The organism is Empedobacter sp. UBA1574 (genome assembly GCF_002322895.1).
GTDB lineage: Bacteria > Bacteroidota > Bacteroidia > Flavobacteriales > Weeksellaceae > Empedobacter > Empedobacter falsenii_B.
The window spans coordinates 1-20,459 of record NZ_DCOI01000039.1 but is presented as its reverse complement, the minus strand read 5'-3'; the positions used below and the strand labels follow the sequence as shown (position 1 = coordinate 20,459).

General features: G+C 32.0%; 23 protein-coding genes and 1 riboswitch. All 23 genes read left to right on the top strand.

Features of this window, described 5'->3' with window-relative positions; all coding sequences use genetic code 11:
• Positions 1-7: 7 nt before the first annotated feature.
• Positions 8-100, bottom strand: a riboswitch (TPP riboswitch).
• Positions 101-387: 287 nt separating this feature from the next.
• The 23 genes from rpsH to B3578_RS13120 all read left to right on the top strand — a co-directional run bounded on the left by rpsH (position 388) and on the right by B3578_RS13120 (position 20,427).
• The gene (gene rpsH, locus B3578_RS13230; RefSeq protein WP_019974187.1) at positions 388-789 is read left to right on the top strand and encodes a 30S ribosomal protein S8; all 402 of its coding nucleotides are present in this window, start codon (positions 388-390) and stop codon (positions 787-789) included.
• 22 nt (positions 790-811) lie between these two features.
• Positions 812-1,357, top strand: a complete 546-nt coding sequence (gene rplF, locus B3578_RS13225) for a 50S ribosomal protein L6 (RefSeq protein WP_219034155.1) — start codon at positions 812-814, stop codon at positions 1,355-1,357.
• A gap of 13 nt (positions 1,358-1,370) precedes the next feature.
• Complete coding sequence (gene rplR / locus B3578_RS13220) at positions 1,371-1,724, top strand: 50S ribosomal protein L18 (RefSeq protein WP_114999013.1); 354 nt, start codon at positions 1,371-1,373, stop codon at positions 1,722-1,724.
• A 16-nt stretch (positions 1,725-1,740) separates the two neighbouring features.
• Positions 1,741-2,262 carry a 30S ribosomal protein S5 gene (gene rpsE / locus B3578_RS13215; protein ID WP_114999014.1) on the top strand — a complete coding sequence of 174 codons (522 nt, stop codon included), beginning with the start codon at positions 1,741-1,743 and terminating at the stop codon, positions 2,260-2,262.
• An 11-nt stretch (positions 2,263-2,273) separates the two neighbouring features.
• Complete coding sequence (gene rpmD / locus B3578_RS13210) at positions 2,274-2,453, top strand: 50S ribosomal protein L30 (RefSeq protein WP_038335538.1); 180 nt, start codon at positions 2,274-2,276, stop codon at positions 2,451-2,453.
• A gap of 30 nt (positions 2,454-2,483) precedes the next feature.
• On the top strand, positions 2,484-2,939 hold the full coding sequence (gene rplO / locus B3578_RS13205; protein WP_114999016.1) for a 50S ribosomal protein L15: 456 nt from the start codon (positions 2,484-2,486) through the stop codon (positions 2,937-2,939).
• Between the two features lie 15 nt (positions 2,940-2,954).
• Positions 2,955-4,325 carry a preprotein translocase subunit SecY gene (gene secY, locus B3578_RS13200; RefSeq protein WP_038335544.1) on the top strand — a complete coding sequence of 457 codons (1,371 nt, stop codon included), beginning with the start codon at positions 2,955-2,957 and terminating at the stop codon, positions 4,323-4,325.
• Between the two features lie 22 nt (positions 4,326-4,347).
• A complete protein-coding gene (gene infA, locus B3578_RS13195; protein ID WP_019974180.1) occupies positions 4,348-4,563 on the top strand; it encodes a translation initiation factor IF-1 in 216 nt (71 codons plus the stop codon).
• Between the two features lie 75 nt (positions 4,564-4,638).
• Complete coding sequence (gene ykgO / locus B3578_RS13190) at positions 4,639-4,755, top strand: type B 50S ribosomal protein L36 (RefSeq protein WP_013598490.1); 117 nt, start codon at positions 4,639-4,641, stop codon at positions 4,753-4,755.
• A 12-nt stretch (positions 4,756-4,767) separates the two neighbouring features.
• Positions 4,768-5,145 (top strand): 30S ribosomal protein S13, encoded by a 378-nt coding sequence (gene rpsM, locus B3578_RS13185; protein WP_038335547.1) that lies wholly within the window; start codon positions 4,768-4,770, stop codon positions 5,143-5,145.
• A gap of 11 nt (positions 5,146-5,156) precedes the next feature.
• A complete protein-coding gene (gene rpsK / locus B3578_RS13180; RefSeq protein WP_019974178.1) occupies positions 5,157-5,546 on the top strand; it encodes a 30S ribosomal protein S11 in 390 nt (129 codons plus the stop codon).
• 47 nt (positions 5,547-5,593) lie between these two features.
• Entirely contained in the window at positions 5,594-6,196 is a 603-nt protein-coding gene (gene rpsD / locus B3578_RS13175) for a 30S ribosomal protein S4 (protein ID WP_038335550.1), read from the top strand.
• A gap of 22 nt (positions 6,197-6,218) precedes the next feature.
• Entirely contained in the window at positions 6,219-7,211 is a 993-nt protein-coding gene (locus B3578_RS13170; RefSeq protein ID WP_038335552.1) for a DNA-directed RNA polymerase subunit alpha, read from the top strand.
• A gap of 12 nt (positions 7,212-7,223) precedes the next feature.
• Positions 7,224-7,697, top strand: a complete 474-nt coding sequence (gene rplQ / locus B3578_RS13165) for a 50S ribosomal protein L17 (RefSeq protein WP_038335555.1) — start codon at positions 7,224-7,226, stop codon at positions 7,695-7,697.
• 230 nt (positions 7,698-7,927) lie between these two features.
• Positions 7,928-8,998: a DUF6263 family protein gene (locus tag B3578_RS13160; protein WP_286495357.1), complete on the top strand. Its 1,071-nt coding sequence runs from the start codon at positions 7,928-7,930 to the stop codon at positions 8,996-8,998.
• Between the two features lies 1 nt (position 8,999).
• Positions 9,000-9,257 carry a hypothetical protein gene (locus tag B3578_RS13155; protein WP_286495358.1) on the top strand — a complete coding sequence of 86 codons (258 nt, stop codon included), beginning with the start codon at positions 9,000-9,002 and terminating at the stop codon, positions 9,255-9,257.
• Positions 9,247-11,892, top strand: coding sequence for a YfhO family protein (locus B3578_RS13150; protein WP_286495359.1), 2,646 nt, complete (start codon positions 9,247-9,249; stop codon positions 11,890-11,892). The genes B3578_RS13155 and B3578_RS13150 overlap by 11 nt, the downstream gene beginning before the upstream one ends.
• Before the next feature lie 7 nt (positions 11,893-11,899).
• Entirely contained in the window at positions 11,900-13,201 is a 1,302-nt protein-coding gene (locus tag B3578_RS13145) for a glycosyl transferase family 1 (RefSeq protein ID WP_286495360.1), read from the top strand.
• A 59-nt stretch (positions 13,202-13,260) separates the two neighbouring features.
• Entirely contained in the window at positions 13,261-14,106 is an 846-nt protein-coding gene (locus tag B3578_RS13140) for a GLPGLI family protein (RefSeq protein WP_280051335.1), read from the top strand.
• Positions 14,107-14,261: 155 nt separating this feature from the next.
• Positions 14,262-14,513 (top strand): hypothetical protein, encoded by a 252-nt coding sequence (locus tag B3578_RS13135; protein ID WP_291049326.1) that lies wholly within the window; start codon positions 14,262-14,264, stop codon positions 14,511-14,513.
• A 56-nt stretch (positions 14,514-14,569) separates the two neighbouring features.
• Positions 14,570-15,376, top strand: a complete 807-nt coding sequence (locus B3578_RS13130) for a GLPGLI family protein (RefSeq protein WP_291049324.1) — start codon at positions 14,570-14,572, stop codon at positions 15,374-15,376.
• Between the two features lie 15 nt (positions 15,377-15,391).
• Positions 15,392-18,019, top strand: a complete 2,628-nt coding sequence (locus B3578_RS13125) for a carboxypeptidase regulatory-like domain-containing protein (RefSeq protein ID WP_291049323.1) — start codon at positions 15,392-15,394, stop codon at positions 18,017-18,019.
• Between the two features lie 143 nt (positions 18,020-18,162).
• The gene (locus B3578_RS13120) at positions 18,163-20,427 is read left to right on the top strand and encodes an NADP-dependent malic enzyme (protein WP_291049321.1); all 2,265 of its coding nucleotides are present in this window, start codon (positions 18,163-18,165) and stop codon (positions 20,425-20,427) included.
• Positions 20,428-20,459: the final 32 nt, after the last annotated feature.

Sequence of the window (20,459 nt, the reverse complement as noted above, 5' to 3'; positions counted from 1 at the left end):
AAATAATTGCATAGATATTGCTTTTCCCTACGTCGGTGTTAACCGTATCAGGTTCAAAGGGACTCTCTCAATTCTTTTCAGAATACCCCTAAAGCCAAATCAAATTTATATAAATTGTTTTGACTTTCAGCTATTTTTTAAGAATAAAAATAGAAGATTACATCAAGAATTAATTGTTGAGATCGATTAAAAAGATAAATAAATATAAAGATTGAGTTTCATGTTTTGTCTTAATCCCTAGTTATAAAACGATTAAAAATAAATTATTTAGATTAATAGTTTGTAATTAAAAAATATGCAATATATTTGCAACCCAAATGCATAGTGCATTTTGGTAAAAGTTTAATTTTAAAAGTAGTGCTTACGCGCTATACTATAGAATTATTTATGTATACAGATCCAATTTCAGATTTTCTAACTCGCGTTAGAAATGCAATGATGGCAGGACACAAAGTAGTGGAAATTCCTGCATCTAAAATTAAAAAAGAGATCACTAAGATCTTATTTGAACAAGGTTACATCTTGAACTACAAATTCGAAGGACAAGATCAACCTCAAGGAACAATTAAAATCGCTTTAAAGTACGACAAAGTTACTAAAGAGCCAGCTATCCGTAAAATCAAAAGAGCTTCAACTCCAGGTTTACGTCAATACGCAGGATCTAAAGAATTACCTCGTGTATTAAACGGTTTAGGTGTTGCTATCATCTCAACTTCTAAAGGTGTGATGACAGATAAACAAGCTCGTCAAGAGAATGTAGGTGGTGAAGTTTTATGTTTTGTTTATTAATCTTTTAAAAAATTAAGAAATTATGTCAAGAATAGGACACGCACATATCAACATCCCTGCAGCAGCAACTGTTGAATTTAAAGATAACGTAGTTACTGTAAAAGGTAACAACATTACAATGACAAGAGAGTTAAAAGAAGGATTTGATTTAACAATCGAAGACGGAGTTTTAACTGTAGTTCGTCCAAACGATTCTAAAGATAACAAAGCTTTACATGGTTTATACCGTTCATTAATCAATAACATGATTACTGGTGTAACAGAAGGTTTTAAAAAACAATTAGAATTAGTTGGTGTTGGTTATAGAGCATCTAACAACGGACAAAAATTAGATTTGTCATTAGGTTTCTCTCACAATATCGTTATTGAATTACCTGTTGAAATTAAAGTTGAAACTTTAACAGAAAAAGGTAAAAATCCTATTATTACATTATCATCTCATGATAATCAATTATTAGGAATGATTGTAGCGAAAATTCGTTCTTACCGTAAGCCAGAGCCTTACAAAGGAAAAGGAATTAAATTCGTAGGAGAAATTATTAGAAGAAAAGCAGGTAAATCTGCATAAAAATCATTGAAAAATGGCATTATCTAAAGTAGAAAAAAGACAAAAAATAAAAAGACGCGTGCGTCGAAATATTTTTGGAACAGAAACTAAACCTCGTTTATCAGTTTACCGTTCTAACAAAGAAATTTACGCTCAAATTATTGACGATAACAATGGAGTAACTTTAGCTTCTGCATCATCTCGTGAAAAAGGTGTTGCTGTAGAAGGTACAAAATCTGAAGTTTCTGTATCAGTTGGTAAAGCATTAGCTGCTAAAGCTATTGCAAAAGGAATTGAAACTGTAGTTTTTGATCGTAACGGTTTCGTATATCATGGTAGAATCAAAGCTTTAGCAGATGGTGCTAGAGAAGGTGGATTAAAATTCTAAAAAAGAGAAAGAAATTATGTTAGGATTTAAAAACGTAGAAAGAGTAAAACCAACAGGTTTAGATTTAAAAGATCGTTTAGTTGGAGTACAACGTGTTACTAAAGTAACAAAAGGAGGTAGAGCATTTGGTTTCTCTGCAATCGTAGTAGTAGGTGACGGAAACGGAGTAGTAGGTTACGGATTAGGGAAATCTAAAGACGTAGCTTCTGCAATCGCTAAAGCTATCGAAGACGCTAAGAAAAACTTAGTACGTATCCCGTTATTTAACAACACAATTCCTCACGAACAAGAAGCTCGTTTCGGTGGTGCGCAAGTATTCATCCGTCCAGCATCTAAAGGTACAGGGGTAATTGCAGGTGGTACAGTACGTGCGGTATTAGAATCAGTTGGTGTACATGATGTATTATCAAAATCAAAAGGTTCTTCTAACCCTCATAACGCAGTAAAAGCTACATTCCGCGCTTTATTAAGCTTACGTTCTGTAGAGACTATTGCTCGTCAAAGAGGTATTTCTGTAACTAAAGTATTCAACGGTTAAAAAAAAGTAAAATGAGCAAAGTAAGAGTAAAACAAACACGTAGTGCAATCAACCGTGATAAATCTCAAAAAGCTACATTAGTTGCTTTAGGTTTAAAAAAGTTGAATCAAGTTGTTGAGCACGAATCAACTCCTCAAATTGAAGGAATGATCCGTAAAATCTCACACTTAGTAGTAGTAGAAAGAGCTTAATCGCTTTTAACCTTTTAAAAATTATTAAAAATGAATTTAAGTAATTTAAAACCAGCTGCTGGTTCAGTACAAAATAAATTCCGTAAAGGTAGAGGTGAAGGTAGTGGAAACGGTTTGACAGCAGGTCGTGGACACAAAGGTGCTAAATCTCGTTCTGGTTATTCAAGAAAAATCGGTTTCGAAGGTGGACAAATGCCTTTACAAAGACGTTTACCTAAATTTGGTTTCAAAAACATCAACAGAGTTGAGTACACAGGAATCAATTTAGATACAATTCAACAATTAGTTGATAACAACAAAATTACAGATACTTTAAATAAAGAAACATTAGTTCAGTTAGGATTAGCTCACAAAAATGACTTAGTGAAAATTTTAGGTCGTGGAGAGTTAAAAGCAACTGTTAATGTTACTGCTGATAAATTCACTCAAACAGCTCAAGAAGCTATTGTGAATGCAGGAGGTAAAGTAGAATTAGTTAACGCTTAAGAATATATTTTATAGATGAAAGGGTTTATACAGACCATAAAAAATATCTGGAGCATAAAAGAATTGAAGGATAAGTTACTTGTAACTATCCTTCTATTGTTGGTTTATAGATTCGGTTCTCATATTCCACTTCCAGGTGTCGATATTAACGAGGTTAATCGTTTTGTTGCAGACCAAGAAAATGCAAATTCAGGAATTTTAGGATTATTAAACTCTTTTACCGGAGGTTCTTTTAAGAGAGCTTCCGTATTTGCGTTAGGAATTATGCCTTATATCTCTGCTTCGATTGTTATACAATTGATGGGATTAGCAGTACCTTACATCCAAAAACTACAAAAAGAAGGAGAAAGCGGACGTAACAAAGTAAACCAAATTACGAGATGGTTAACAATCGGGATTTGTTTGGTGCAAGCACCAGCATACCTTACATTAGTAACTTCTCAAATTTTACCTTACGATCCAACTTCATCATATGCTATCTATGTAATTCCTCCAACCAACTTTTGGTTCTGGTTCCCTTCAACAATCATTTTGATTACAGGGACAATCTTTGCCATGTGGATGGGAGAAAAAATTACTGACAAAGGTATAGGTAACGGTATTTCAATCTTAATTATGGTTGGTATCCTAGCCGACTTACCAAAAGCAATATTTAATGCATTTGAAGTTGACCCTTCAAACGGTATTTTCTTCTTGATAGAAATGTTAGGGTTAATCCTAGTTATTGCAATGTGTATTATGATTGTTGCAGCGGTGCGTAAAGTACCAGTACAATATGTAAGAAGAGCGCAAACTTCAAGTAGTTCATATATGAGATCAGTTACAGACTCTGTACGTTCATATATTCCACTTAAAGTAAATGCAGCAGGTGTAATGCCTATTATCTTCGCACAAGCAATTATGTTTTTACCAGGAACATTGGCAAACTATTTCTTAGACGAAGGAAGTCCAGTAAAAGCATTCTTCGCGAAAATGGCAGATCCATTTACGTGGGAATACAATTTGATCTTCGGATTACTAATTATTATCTTCACATATTTCTATACTGCAATCACAATCCCAGTAAACCAAATGGCAGAAGATCTTAAACGTAACGGAGGAATCATCCCTGGAATCCGTCCTGGAAAAGAAACTGCAAATTTTTTAGACGAAATTTTATCAAAAATTACGTTACCTGGAGCAATTTTACTAACTTTGCTTGCTGTTTTGCCAGCGATTGTAAAATTATTAGGTGTAGAACAGAGCTTAGCAATGTTCTTTGGAGGTACATCAATGTTAATTATGGTGGGAGTTATCTTAGATACTGTACAACAAATTAATACATATTTATTAAATCACCGTTACGATGGTTTAATGTCTTCAGGTAGAACTTCAAGAGATATCTAATAAGATTTTATTAAAAAGATTTATGGCTAAACAAAAACATATTGAACAAGACGGTACGATTACAGAAGCATTATCAAATGCAATGTTCCGTGTCGAATTAGAAAATGGACATGTTGTAACATGTAACATATCTGGTAAAATGCGTATGCACTATATCAAATTATTACCAGGTGATAGAGTTAAAATAGAGATGTCTCCTTACGATTTAACGAAAGGTAGAATATCTTACAGATACTAAAAGAAATAATAACGACTGGTGATAGAGTTAATGTAGATACGTTAACTCTATCGGATTATAAATAAATTTACAAAGATGAAAATTAGAGCATCCATTAAAAAGAGAAGTGCTGACTGTAAAATTGTGCGTCGTAAAGGACGTTTGTATGTGATCAACAAAAAGAATCCTAAGTTTAAACAAAGACAAGGTTAATTATTTAGAATTATGGCAAGAATTTCAGGTGTAGATTTACCTAAAAACAAAAGAGGGGTAATCGGACTTACATACATTTACGGGATCGGAAGAAGCAGTGCTTCTAAAATCTTAGCTGAAAATAATATTTCAGAAGATACAAAAGTTAGCGAATGGACTGATGAAGAAATCAACGCAATCCGTGCATCGATCAATGAAACTTTCAAAGTAGAAGGTGAATTAAGATCAGAAATCCAATTAAACATTAAACGTTTAATGGATATCGGATGTCAAAGAGGTATTCGTCACAGATTAGGTTTACCATTACGTGGTCAAAGAACAAAAAATAACTCACGTACAAGAAAAGGTAAAAAGAAAACAGTTGCTAACAAGAAAAAAGCCACTAAATAATAAATAGGATCATGGCAAAAAATCAGAAAGTAGTAAAGAAAAGAAAAGTAGTTATTGAAGCTACTGGACAAGCTCATATTCAAGCATCGTTTAACAATGTTATCGTTACTTTAACAAACAAAAACGGTGAAGTTATCTCTTGGTCTTCAGCAGGTAAAATGGGATTCCGTGGATCTAAAAAGAACACTCCTTACGCTGCTCAAGTAGCTGCTCAAGATGCAACAACAGTTGCATACGAAGCAGGATTAAGAAGAGTAAAAGTATTCGTGAAAGGACCAGGTCAAGGTCGTGAATCTGCTATTAGAACAATTCATAACGGTGGTATCGAGGTTTCTGAAATCGTTGATGTTACTCCATTACCACACAATGGATGTCGTCCACCTAAAAAGAGAAGAGTATAATCATTTTTCTCAATTTAATTATTTAATATATTTAATAGTAACAAATCATGGCAAGATATACAGGACCAAAAACTAAAATTGCAAGAAAATTTGGACAACCAATTTTCGGTGACGATAAATCTTTTGAGAAAAAGAAATATCCTCCAGGGCAACACGGACCTAACAAAAGAAGAGCTAAAAAATCAGAATACGCTATTCAGTTAACTGAAAAACAAAAAGCAAAATATACTTACGGTATTTTAGAGCGTCAATTTGCTAACTTATACAAAAAAGCAAATGCTTCTAAAGGAATTACAGGTGAAGTATTATTACAATTATGTGAATCTCGTTTAGATAACGTAGTTTACCGTTTAGGTATCGCAAACTCACGTAGTGCTGCACGTCAATTAGTATCTCACAAACACGTAACTGTAAACGGAGAAATCGTGAACATCCCTTCTTACCAATTAAAAGCTGGTGATGTAATCGCTGTTAGAGAAAAATCTAAATCTTTAGCTGCAATCACAAACTCTTTACACGCACGTAGCGAGTACGATTGGTTAATTTGGAACGACGAACAAAAATCAGGAACTTTCACAAAAGCTCCAGAAAGAGTTCAAATTCCAGAAGATATTAAAGAGCAATTAATCGTCGAGTTATATTCTAAATAAACCTTAAAATCAGACTAATAAAATGACTATTTTAAATTTCATCAAACCTGACAAAGTAATCTTAGTAGAGTCTGACTCTAAATTCGGACAATTTGAGTTCCGTCCATTAGAGCCAGGATACGGGATTACAGTTGGAAATGCTCTACGTAGAGTGTTACTTTCTTCATTAGAAGGATATGCGATCACTTCAATCAAAATTGAAGGAGTTGAGCACGAATTTTCAACTATTCCAGGAGTAGTGGAAGATGTTACAGAGATCATTTTAAATCTGAAAAAGGTTCGTTTTAAGAAACAAATTGATGAATCAGATGCTGAAACTGTAACTGCTACTATCTCAGGGCAAGATCAATTAACAGCAGGTGATTTAGGGAAATTTATTTCTGGATTCCAAGTTTTAAACCCTGAATTAGTTATCGCTAACTTAGACGCTAAAGTAAACGTAACAATTACATTTACAATCGAAAAAGGTAGAGGATACGTACCAGCTGATGAGAATAAAAAGGCTTCTGCGCCAATCGGTACTATAGCAATTGACTCAATTTACACTCCAATTAAGAATGTAAAATACGCAATTGAAAACTATCGTGTAGAACAAAAAACTGACTACGAAAAATTAGTTTTTGAAATTACAACAGATGGTTCTATAACACCTCAAGATGCTTTAACTGAAGCAGCTAAAATCTTAATTCACCACTTTATGTTATTCTCAGATGAGAGAATAACATTAGAAGCGGAAGAAGTTGCATCTGGTGAAACTTATGATGAAGAAGCATTACATATGCGCCAATTATTGAAAACAAAATTGGTAGATATGGATTTATCAGTAAGAGCATTAAATTGTTTAAAAGCAGCTGAAGTTGAAACATTAGGCGAATTAGTTTCTTTCGCTAAGTCTGACTTAATGAAATTCAGAAACTTTGGTAAGAAATCTCTTACAGAGTTAGAAGAATTGGTGGACAGCAAAGGTCTTAACTTTGGAATGGACATCGTAAAATATAAGTTAGACGTAGAATAATTTTATTAAAAAATGAGACACGGAAAAAAATTTAACCATTTAGGTAGAACTGCCTCTCATAGAAGAGCTTTATTATCTAATTTAGCTATAGCGTTGATTACTCACAAGAGAATTAACACAACAGTAGCAAAGGCTAAAGCATTACAAACATATGTTGAGCCTTTATTGACAAAGTCTAAAACAGACGATACTAACAACCGTCGCGTTGTATTTTCATACTTACAAGATAAAGAAGCTGTAACTGAATTATTCAGAACTGTAGCTCCTAAAATTGCAAATCGCCCAGGAGGATACACTCGTATCATCAAAACTGGATTCCGTTTAGGTGACGGTGCTGATACTGCAATGATCGAGTTAGTAGATTTCAATGATATCTACACTAACGCGAAAGTAGAGAAAAAAGCAACTACACGTCGTAGTAAAAAAAGTACTAAAACAGAAGAAGCTGCACCAGCTGCTGAAACTGAAAGTACAGAAGAAGCATAATCTATTCGATTATATAGTAAAAAGCCTCCCAAATTGGGAGGCTTTTTTTGTATTTATTAATTATGACAATTTGTAATACTTTATAATTTTCTAGATTGACAATAAATTCTTTTCAATCATCTAATTTTCTAGATATGATTGTTTTAAAATCTTAATGTTAAAAAATCAACTAAAATCCTTATTTTTGGATTGATTTTGGCAATAAACCAATTATCAAACATAAAATTGATATGAAAAAATTACTATTCATGATGGCTGTCGCAATGGCAGTTGTTTCATGTAAAAAAGATGATAAAGTCGTAGGAAAAGATAAAGATGGAAAAGAATTAATTGTGAACGAAAAAGGTGATACAGTTGCCAAAATAGAAACAACAGATTCTTTGAAAATCGCTGAAACGCCTGCTGAAACAGAAGTTGTTGCAATAACAAAAGGTGCAGATGACAAATATGCATACAAATACAATTTGGAGATAGGAAAGACTTATCCAATGACGTTGGGAATTAAAACAACTCACACGGCTTCGGACGGGAAACAATCTCAAAAAATGTCAAGTGAAAGTAAAAAACAAATTGATTATACGGTAAAAGATTTCAAAGATGGTGTGTATACATTAGAAGTGAAATCTAAACAATATAGCGAGAAAATGACAGATCCTTCGGGAAAATCAATTTCGTATGACACAAATGCTGCAAAACCAGCGAACAAAGATATTGCGGTTTCTTGGTCGATTTACAAAGCTATGACAGGAAAAACGTATACAATGAAAGTTGATCAGAAAGGAAAAGTTGTAAGCGTTGATGGATTAGAAGGAATCAAAACTTCAATTCTTAACTCTGTGAAGAAACAAGTTTCAGCAGAAGAGTTTAAATTCTTTACACAGATTATCGACAATTCATTAAACAAACAAGCAATTTCTTCTCAATTTGAAGAAACGATGAATATTTTCCCTAACAAAACTTTAGCGCTTAAAGAATCTTGGAGCGATAGTCAAAAAATTGATCAAGGTCCAATGAAAGGAAATATTTCGATGAAAAGAACTTTAGCAAGTGTTGAGCCTGCAAATACGACAATTACTGTAAATGGAACGCAAAGTTTGAAAGGTAATGAGTCGCAACAAGGTGTTACAATGTCTGCGAATAGTAGTGCGAATGTAGATGGAAAAATTTTGTTGGACACTAAATCTGGTTGGATCAACAAAGTTAATTTAACGAAAAAGGAAACATTAAAACGTACAGTAGAAGCGCAAGGTCAAAAACAAACGATGACTGAGTCGGTTACAACTGTCACAACAGTTAACTAAAATGAAAACAATTATTTGGATTATAATTTTAAGTATTATTTTCTTAACTATTTTTAGATTTTTAAGAAAAGTATTTGCAGTGAAAAAAGTTTTTCAAGAAGCAATTAATCAGCAAAGAAATGCTTATAATCAGAACCAAAACTCAAATGATTCGTACAACGAATCGAAACCAAACACATCTTTCGACAAACCGAAATATAATATAGACGCCGAAACGGTGGATTACGAAATAATCGAAGAAAAAAAGGATGAAAAATAAAAAGAATTTACTCTACGTTCTTATCTCATTGCTGCTTTTTGCAGTGATTGCATTGGTGTATTGTTCACCAGTTTTATCGGGAAAATCTGTTATTCAACCTGATATTATCAACTACAGGGGTAGTGCGCAAGAAATGTTGACGTATCAAGACAAAACAGGAGAAAATGTCTATTGGTCTGATGCGATGTTTGGTGGAATGCCAACCTATCAAACTGGAGCAAAATATGATTTTGATATTATCAAAACGATAGATGGTGTTTTCAGATTTTTACCACGTCCAGCAGATTATATTTTCTTGTTATTTACAGGATTTTTTATTCTTGGCTTAACGCTTTTCAAAAAATGGCAATATGCTTTAGTTGGTGCAATTTTCTTTGCTTTTAGTTCGTATTATTTTGAGCTGATTGCAGCAGGGCATAACGGAAAGCTCCATACAATTGGTTATTTCGCGCCTTTTGTTGCCGGAATTCTTTTATTGTATCGTAAAAAATACATTGCAGGTTTTGTACTTACAACCTTGTTTATGGGATTGCAATTACAAGCCAATCACATTCAAATGACGTTCTATTTGTTTTTAGCGATGTTGGTTTTTGCAATTGTTCAATTTATTGATAGTTTAAAGAAAAAAGAATTACCAGATTTCTTAAAATCATCTGCATTAGTAGTTGTCGCTTTAATTATTGCAGCAGGATTGAATGCAAATCGATTATTGTCAACTTACGAATACAGTAAAGAAACAACTCGTGGAAAATCTGAGATGACCTTGTTGAAAAAGAATTCGAACGGATTAGATCACGATTATATCACACAATGGAGTTATGGAAAATTAGAAACATTAAATCTTTTTATTCCAAATTTGATGGGTGGTGGTTCGCAAACGAATCCAGAAGATTTAAAGAATTATACATCAGAATTACAAAATACTCAATATAGCCTTGGTGAAGACGAGTTCAATCAGCAAGTTTTTCAAGCTGTGGCAAGTCAACCGAGAAGTGCATATTGGGGAGATCAGCCAGGAACTTCCGGACCTGCATATCAGGGAGCTGTAGTCGTTTTCTTGTTTATTATCGGAATGTTTATGGTACGTGGAAAATACGCGACCTATAAAAAATGGTTAGTTGGAGCAACGATTCTAAGTTTCATTTTGGCTTGGGGTAAAAATTTACCATTCGTTACCAACTTATTCATTGATTATTTCCCGATGTATGATAAGTTCCGCGCTGTATCATCAATCTTGGTAATTGCCGAATTTACAATGCCTTTCTTAGCAATTTTGACTTTATATTATTTCTTTAATTCTGACGAATCAGATGAATTCAAAAAGAAAGTACTTTATATAGCTGGTGGTTCTACAGTCGGAATTCTAATTATTTTCTTCTTATTCGGTGGAATGATTTTTCCATTTACATCAGAGAATGAAAAATTAATGACTGAACAATTAATCGGACAAATTCAGCAAGCAAATCCAAATGCAATCGGACTTTGGGATGGATTAATAAAACGATTAGATGAAGCATTAATTCAAGATAGAATTTCTATGTTTAAAGCGGATACAGTTCGCACATTGATTTTTGTTTTGTTCACAATGGCTTTGTTGTTGGCTTATTTATTCAAGTTTATCAAAAAACCAATTATCGTCATTTTAGCGATTGGTGCATTGGCTTTTATTGACGGATTTACGGTGAATAAAAGATATTTGAACGAAGATAATTTTGTATCTAAATACATTGTTGATAATCCTTTCCCAACTGAAATGTCGCCTCGTTTACAAACTGAAGCAGAGAACAACAATAATGTAGCGCAAATTGCTTACAAAGTTCCATTGAATAATTTATTATTAAATATTTCAAAACAAGATAAATCACATTTCCGTGTGTACAATACGGTTTTGAGTACATTTAATGAAGCTGGAACTTCATATTTTGTTCCTTCAATTGGTGGTTATCATGCGGCGAAATTAGGAAAATACCAAGATGTTGTGGATATCTATTTTTCTCAAGATCCGCAATTGAAAAAATATGGAATCAAAGATGAAACAGGTTTGATTAATGTATTGAATATGATGAATACGAAATACATTATTCATGGAAGTCCAACGGAGCCGCAAGTACAGCAAAATCCTACAGCTTTGGGAAGTGTTTGGTTAGCCTCAAATATCAAATGGACAGAAAATGCAAATGATGAAATTTTAGCGATAAATTCTACTCCAATTAATAACACGGTAATTTTACGTAAAGATTTGGTTGAGAATAAAAACATGAATGTTTCGGCAGATACTAATGCGAAAATTGAATTGGTTGATTATTCACTAATGAAGATGACGTATAAATCTTCTTCTAATACAGATCAAATTGCTGTTTTCTCAGAAGTTTATTATCCGCACGGTTGGATTGCAACGGTTGATGGAAAAGAAGTTCCGATCGAAAAAGCGAATTATGTTTTGCGTGCAGTTCCTGTACAAAAAGGAAATCATACAATCGTGATGGAATTTAAACCACAAGTTATTTCTACTGGAAATATGATTGTGATAGTTTCGAATATTTTACTTTTAATCGTTGTGGCTGGAGGTATTTATTTGGGATATAAAAAATGTTCTATAAAAGAGAATTTAAACTTAGTCGCTGAAAAGGCTTAATTTTGGAATGAAAAAAATATTAATCATCACCTATTACTGGCCTCCTGCGGGAGGTCCTGGTGTTCAAAGATGGTTGAAATTCACAAAATATCTTCCTGAATTTGGATATGAAACCTATGTTTATATTCCAGAAAATCCTTCTTATCCAATTCTCGATGAAACTTTAGCCAAGGACATTAATCCAAAAGTTAAAATCATCAAGAATAAAATTTGGGAACCTTATCAGTTAGCAGAAAAACTGAATCCAAAGAATAAAGCTTATAAAGGTGGACATTTCGAAAAGAAAGAAAATCAATCTTTCATGTCGAGATTGTCAGTTTTTGTGCGTGGAAATTTCTTTATTCCAGATGCGCGCAAGTTTTGGGTAAATCCTTCTGCAGAATATTTAAAAGACTTTTTACAGAAAGAAAATATAGATACGATTGTAACTTCTGGTCCGCCTCATAGCTTACATTTAATCGGTTTGAAATTGAAAAAACAATTACCAAATCTCAAATGGTTGGCAGATTTTCGTGATCCATGGACTCAAATTAGTTATCACAAAGAATTGAAATTAACTTTTTGGGCTGCAAAAAAACACGAAGATTTAGAGCGTGAAGTAATGCAAAAAGCAGATGTTGTTTTAGCAACAAGTTATGCTGATGGAGAAAATTTCAAGAAGATTGGTGCAAAACATGTAGAAGTAATTACAAATGGTTTTGAAGAAGTAAAACAACAAACAGAAAAAGATCAAAATCACTTTCATTTGACGTATTCTGGAGGTTTGGAAATGCTTCGAAATCCTGTTGCATTGTGGAAAGCTTTAGCTGAATTAACTTCCGAAAATCAATCATTCAAAGAAGATTTAAAACTTAATTTTTATGGTTCTTTAGCTGATGACGTCAAACAAACAGTGATTGATGCAGGTTTAGAGAAAAACTTGGTTGCACATGGTTACGTTTCACATCAAGAGTCATTGAACGCTATTAATACAGCAAATGTTTTGATTTTGACCAACTTTGATAATGTTGCATCTAAAGGAATTATTCCTGGAAAGTTATTTGAATATATGGCGACTGGAAATCCTATTTTAGCAATTGGACCAGCTGAGGCTGATGTTCAAAAAATACTGCATAAAACGAAAGCTGGCGATTATTTTAGCCATCAAGATGTTACTGAAATAAAATCTTTCATCCTTTCTATTTATAACCAATGGTTAAGAAATCCTCTTCAAAAATTTGAAACAAACGAAGACGAAGTTCAACAATTCAACCGTAAAAACTTAACTAAAAAGTTGGTTGACGTGGTAAATAATTTAAAAATAAATTAATACTATATTTGTAGAATAAAAATATTTATAGTAATTTCATCATAATTAACAACCTTATAATGAAATTACTATACTATTTTATCATTTTTATTGGTTGCATTGTATATGCACAGCCACAAATAAAAACTGACGCGACATTCAATTCTTCTAATTACTCCCAAACAAATTTCGAGTTATCTGATTACAATATAACTTACGATTACAAAGTTGTTCGTAATATAAAAAACCCGGAAAAAGCGAAAGCTGGTTTAGCACTTCTACAAATTGGTAAACGTTACAATAAATTCGTCGATTACAATAGAATTGGATCAGATTCTATAGACGAAAAACATAGTCATTTGGGAACAGTTAATGCAAATGATATTAATATTAGTATGGCTCAACGTTTCAAATCTGCCTTTAGATATCAAATTATTATCGATAAAGAAAAAGATCAATTGACTTTTGCAGATAAAATTTATCACGATTCATTTTTTTATAAAGAAACGTTACCAAAATTGGATTGGAAACTACTGAATGACATCAAACAAATATTGAATTATACTGCAAAAAAAGCGACTGTAAACTACGGTGGTAGAAAATGGACGGCTTGGTACACAGACGAAATCCCAATGAATGCTGGTCCGTATAAATTTTATGGTTTGCCTGGTCTTATTTTAGAAATTTATGATGATAAAGAACATTATCATTTTACAGCAAACGCTATCAACCAAAAACCTAAACAAATCTATTTAGCACAAGGTGAAAAAACACCTATAGAGGTTAAAAAAACAGAATTCTATAAAGCCGAAAAAGATTATCATGAAAATGCAGCTGAAAGGTTAAAAGGATATGCTCTTGACGAAAATAAGAAACCTATAACCAATTTGGGTGGAATGCCTTATAACCCTATTGAATTGGAGTAAGAATTTAACATATTCTATTTGTTTTTAATTACTTAACTTACAAAACGATTTGTTTTATTCATTTATTATTATTATTATTGATGTAATTAACGTTAATGAGGCAATTGTAGGTTGCAAACTATGATTGATTATTAAAAAACTAAATTACTTAAAAAATGAAAAAAATGTTATTAACAAGTGCTTTTGCACTTATCGGAACTTTTGCAATGGCAAATGAAACTAACACTACTACAGTTGTAGAAAAAGAATGTGATTTATTTAAATCAAGTACAGAATGTGGAGGTTATATAATGGCTTGCAAAGATAAAGACGCAACTTGGGATTTAGCAGCAATAAATGAAGCAGATAAAAAGCTATGTGAAATGGAAAAATTAATAGAATCTATTCCACCTGCAAAAATAATCTAATAAATTATGTAGATAATTAAATAAATATTATTTAGTTATCTACATTTATCGATACCATGAAAAAGCTATTATATATATTATTATTAATACCAATTATCTCTTTATGTCAATCATATGAATTTGTATATAATTACACATATAAATATGACAGTTTACATCCTAATAATATAATTGAAGAAGATATATTTGTTTTAAGAAACGATATCGATAGATATTATGTTTCTAAAAATACTTACAACATTAATGAAATTGAGTATTTAGCTAATCTCAATAACGAGAATCCTCAAACAACTTGGAGTAAATTAGGTCAAATTCCTAATTCTAAACTAACCACTATCATCTACGAGAAAGCTTCAAATACAATGATTCTTAATTCTAAATTAGGAACAATCAATTATGAAACAGAATTAAGTTTTCCTGATATCATATGGAATTTAAAAGATGAAAAGCATAAAAATAATATTGAATTAAAAAAAGCTACTACTACTTACTTAGGGCGTCAGTGGATTGCTTGGTATAATGATAATATTCCCATTAACGATGGTCCATTTATTTTCAAAAATTTACCAGGACTAATTGTAGAATTATATGATGTAGAAAATAATTACAACTGGACTTTATCCCAATATAAATACGATGTTAATAATCAAAACAAAGAAATTTTAGCTAAAAGAATTAAAAAAGCAATTAAACTTTCAAATAAAGAATTTAATAATATCATAAATCAGGACTTCATGGACCCAACTATTTCAATTGAAAGCGCTGGAATACAAGTTTCCGAAGATAAAAAAACAAAAATAAGAGAGTTTTTAAAAAATCAAAAATATAGATTTATAATTAAAGATTTAATGCTATACCTATAAAATATCATTATCAATTTGAGATATCAATTAACACTATTATTTACTCTAATCTCACACTTTATTTTTGCACAACTTACTATTTCTGGTGTTGTTAAAAATGAAGAAGGAAAACCTATTTCTGGTGCTAATGTTACCATTTCACCAAGTACTTCGGACGAAACGTTGGCATACTTTATTACAAAATCTGATGGTAAATATTCTATCAAAATAGATAATCCATCGCACGAAACCTATGAAATTAAGGTTCGTGCGATGAATTATGCTTTTACTTCAGATTTGGTAAATGAATCGTCTACAAACTTTGATTTCACTTTACAAGAAAAAGCTATCGAGTTAAAAGAAGTTAAATTAAAAGAATCTCCAATTCGCAAAAAAGGCGACACAATTGCCTATGATGTCAGTAATTTTAAAGATATAAAAGACCGTTCTATAGCAGATGTGATCAAAAAAATGCCTGGAATAGAAATCGAAAATTCTGGTAGAATCTTGTATCAAGGCAAACCAATCAATAAATACTACATCGAAGGAATGGATTTGTTGGGCGGAAAATATGCATTAGCAAACGAAAATCTTTCTGCAGACGCTGTGGATAAAGTACAAATTTTAGAGAATCATCAACCGATCAAGATTTTAGACAGTTTGGTTTATAGCTCTAAAGCCGCATTAAATATCAAATTAAAAAGCAAAATTACCTATTCTGGTAAAGCAGAAGTTGGTCTTGGCGCTTCACCATTGTTGTATCAGGCGAATATTACACCAATGTTGTTCACAAAAAAGCAACAAATGATAGGTTCTTATCAAGGAAATAATCGTGGAAATGATGTTTCTCGTCAATTAAAAACCTTAAGTCTTGAAGATTTTTTAAATGACTCTGAAAAATTTTCGAACGAAAGTTGGTTATCAATTGCAGGTGTACAAACTCCCAATTTTGATGGCGAACGTTGGTTAGATAATGCAATAAATATTGGTTCTTGGAATCATCTTTTTAAATTAAAAAAAGAGCTAGATTTACGAATTAACTTGTCTTATCACAACGATTTTCAAAAGCGATTCGGAGAAACAAACACACAATATTTTTTACCAACAGGTGATATATTTCTCAACGAAATCAAAAAAAATTATTTGCAAATAGAAAGTCTTAATCTAAAAGCAACATTATCTCAAAATAGTTCTAAAAATTATCTTGAAAATGTCTTGGAATTTAAAGGAGACTGGAACAGTTCGAGAGGAGATCTCAATCAAAATAATAATTTTATTACACAACGATTAACACAACCAAATCGGCAGTTTACCAATCAGTTTAATACAATCAAGAAAGTTGGTAAACAATTAATTACGTTGCGTTCTGTTATTGCATACAGAAATTATAACGAGAATTTAAGTGTTTCTCCTGGAGTTTTTACTGATTTTATAAACAACGGAAATGATTATCAAAATGTGTTTCAACAAATTAATTTTGAGAAATTTTCGACAAATAATTTCGCTGAATTTTCAAAAGGAATAAAAGCTTTAACGCTACAATCAAAAATTGGAATTAAGTACACCAATCATACAATGAAAAGTGATTTGTTAGCAGATAATCAACCAATAAATTCTACTTTTACTAACAATACACGCTGGTCAACTTTAAATCCGTATGTAGAAAATAACTTTTCGTACAGAAAGAATCGACTTAATTTTTCTTTTGGAATTCCTTTTCAGTGGTATAATTTAGAGAATAATTCTTTCGGAAATAAAACTTCATACAATCGTTTTTACATCGAACCAAAATTTAATATAGGTTTAGAATTTTCAAAATTCTGGAAAGTATCAACCTCGCATAATTTCTCTAATGATTTGGGGAGTTTAACACGTTTGCACGAAGGATTTATATTGTATCGATACAATTCTATTCAACAAAATGACGGAAATTTTAACGAAGTAAAAAAATGGATTTCTTCTTTACGTTTCGAGTATAAAAATCCGATAAAATCTAGGTTTATCAATTTTGGATATTCGTACAATTGGTCAGAAAATAACTTAATCTACAATTACAGCTATAATGCGGATGCAAGTACAGTTTTAGAAGCTTTGAACTTAAAAAATCATCAAAAAACACATTCTGTTAATGCTAAAATAAGTCAATATTTTTCTAAAATTAAGACAACATTTAATTTAGCTGGAGGTTATAATTTTACAACCTACGATCAATTATTAAATGATGATTTAATCGAAATTCACAATACCATTTTAACTTCTAATTTTGATGCATCTTTCAGATTATTAAGTTGGATGACTTTTGAATATAAATACGGTTTAACAAATTATAAAAATAAGTTTTCAAAGGAATCTGAATCACGTTCAATCACCAATCAAATCCACCAAATAGGATTACATTTTTTTCCTGTAGATCAGCATTATATAAAACTTAATTTTGATTTGTATGTTAATGATGATTCAAGATTAAATCCAAATTCAACTTTCGGAGATTTAATGTATCGTTATTCATTAAAAAAGAAGAAAATAGATTTTGAATTGTCTGCTTATAATCTTTTTAATGAAAAATATTTTTCTCAAAACAGTTTTTCTTCCAATTATGAACAACGATTTATCTATAAGTTGAGACCAACTCAAGTTATGTTTACCACTCGATTTAATTTTTAATTTATCAACCTCATAATTATTAACTTCAAAATTGTATAACTCGATAATTTATTTTAATAAAATATCAAAATCTAACATCTGTCATAAGTGGGTTGAATATATTTTACCTAAATTTATTTTGAAAAAATATAAACCACAGAGAAATGAATGACAATCGTAAGAAAGATGCATTGAATTACCATTCAATGGGTCAACCAGGAAAGATTGCAGTAGTGCCTACAAAACCTACGAATACACAACGTGATTTATCGCTTGCTTATTCACCAGGTGTTGCGGAGCCTTGTTTAGAGATTGAAAAAGATCCAGAAAATGCTTATAAGTACACAGCAAAAGGAAATCTGGTTGCAGTTATTAGTAACGGTACAGCCGTTTTAGGCTTGGGAGATATTGGTGCGGTAGCTTCAAAACCGGTGATGGAAGGTAAAGGTCTTCTATTCAAAATTTTTGCTGATATTGATGTTTTCGATATCGAATTGGATACAAAAAATGTTGATGAATTTATCAATACGGTAAAAGCTTTAGAGCCTACTTTTGGAGGAATTAATTTAGAGGATATTAAAGCGCCTGAGTGTTTCGAAATTGAGAAACGTTTGAAAGCTGAAATGAATATCCCAGTTATGCACGACGATCAACACGGAACAGCTATTATTTCTGGTGCAGCGTTGATTAATGCATGTGAATTACAAGGAAAAAATATTTCTAAAGTTAAAATTGTAGTAAACGGAGCTGGTGCTGCGGCAATTTCGTGTACAGGAATGTATATTTCTGTTGGTGCAACGAAAGAAAATATCGTGATGTTAGACAGTAAAGGCGTAATCCGTTCTGACCGTGATAATCTTGATCCTTCTAAGTCTGAATGGGCAACAGATCGTGATATTTCGACATTGGCAGATGCTGTTAAAGATGCAGATGTTTTTATCGGTTTATCGGCTGCAGATGTTTTATCAGCAGATATGTTGAATACAATGGCAGAAAACCCAATTGTGTTAGCAATGGCAAATCCAAATCCAGAGATTGCATACGATTTAGCAGTTGCGACGCGTCAAGATATTATTATGGGAACTGGGCGTTCTGATTATCCAAACCAGGTGAATAATGTACTGGGGTTTCCGTATATTTTTAGAGGAGCGTTAGATGTTCGTTCGACGACAATTAATGAGGAAATGAAAATTGCTGCTGTTCGAGCAATTGCAGAATTAGCAAAAGAACCAGTTCCTGAAGTTGTGACGCAAGCATACAATAATCATTCGATCAAATTTGGAAAAGATTATATAATTCCAAAACCTAATGATCCCCGTTTGTTACCAGAAGTTTCGGCTGCGGTTGCAAAAGCGGCGATCGAAACTGGTGTTGCTAAAAATATCATTACAGATTTCGAAGCATATAAATTGTCTTTGATTAAGCGAATCGGAAAAGAAAGTACGATTATGCGTAATTTGACACAAACGGCAAAATCAAATCCAAAACGTGTTGTTTTTGCTGAAGGAGATCGTTTCGAAATTCTTCGTGCAGCGCAAATTGTAAAGGAAGAAAAAATCGCTATTCCAATTATTTTAGGAAAGAAAAATAAAATTCAACAAATGATTAAAGATTATATGTTGGATTTGGAAGATGTTGAAATTGTTGATACAAATGCTGAAGAAGATTCGGATAGATACAATCAATTCGTTGATTTTATTTATTCGAAACGTCAACGAAAAGGAATCTCAAAATCTGATGCGAAAAAATTATTGAGAGATCGTAATTATTTTGGATCATGTATGGTTGAGTTTGGTTATGCAGATGCAATGATTTCGGGAATGACGAAAAATTATTCGCAAGCGATTCGTCCAGCTTTAGAATTAATTGGAGCGGAACAAGGTCAAAAAGTTGCGAGTATGTATATGATGTTGACAGAAAAAGGACCAGTTTTCTTAGGTGATACAACGGTTAATTTAGATCCAACTTCAGAGGATTTAGTTAACATTACATTGCAATTTAACGAAACAATTAAGAAATTTAAAATTGAACCAAAGATTGCATTATTATCTTATTCAAACTTCGGATCAAATAAAGGAGAAACGGTTTCTAAAGTTCAGAATGCAGTGAATTATCTACATCAAAATCATCCAGATGTTTTAGTTGATGGCGATATTCAGGCAAATTTTGCAGTAAACAGAGAGAAATTACAAAGTAATTTTCCATTTTCTAAATTAGCAGGAACGCATGCGAATACATTAGTTTTTCCAAATCTTGAATCAGCGAATATTTCGTATAAATTATTACAAGAATTAGGAAATATAGAAGCGGTTGGACCAATTTTGATCGGAATGAAAAAACCAATTCATTTGTTACAATTGGATAGTACTGTTCGCGAAATTGTGAATATGGTTACCATTGCTGTAATTGATGCACAACAACATCAGTAAAATATAAAATTTATAATACAAAAAATCCACTT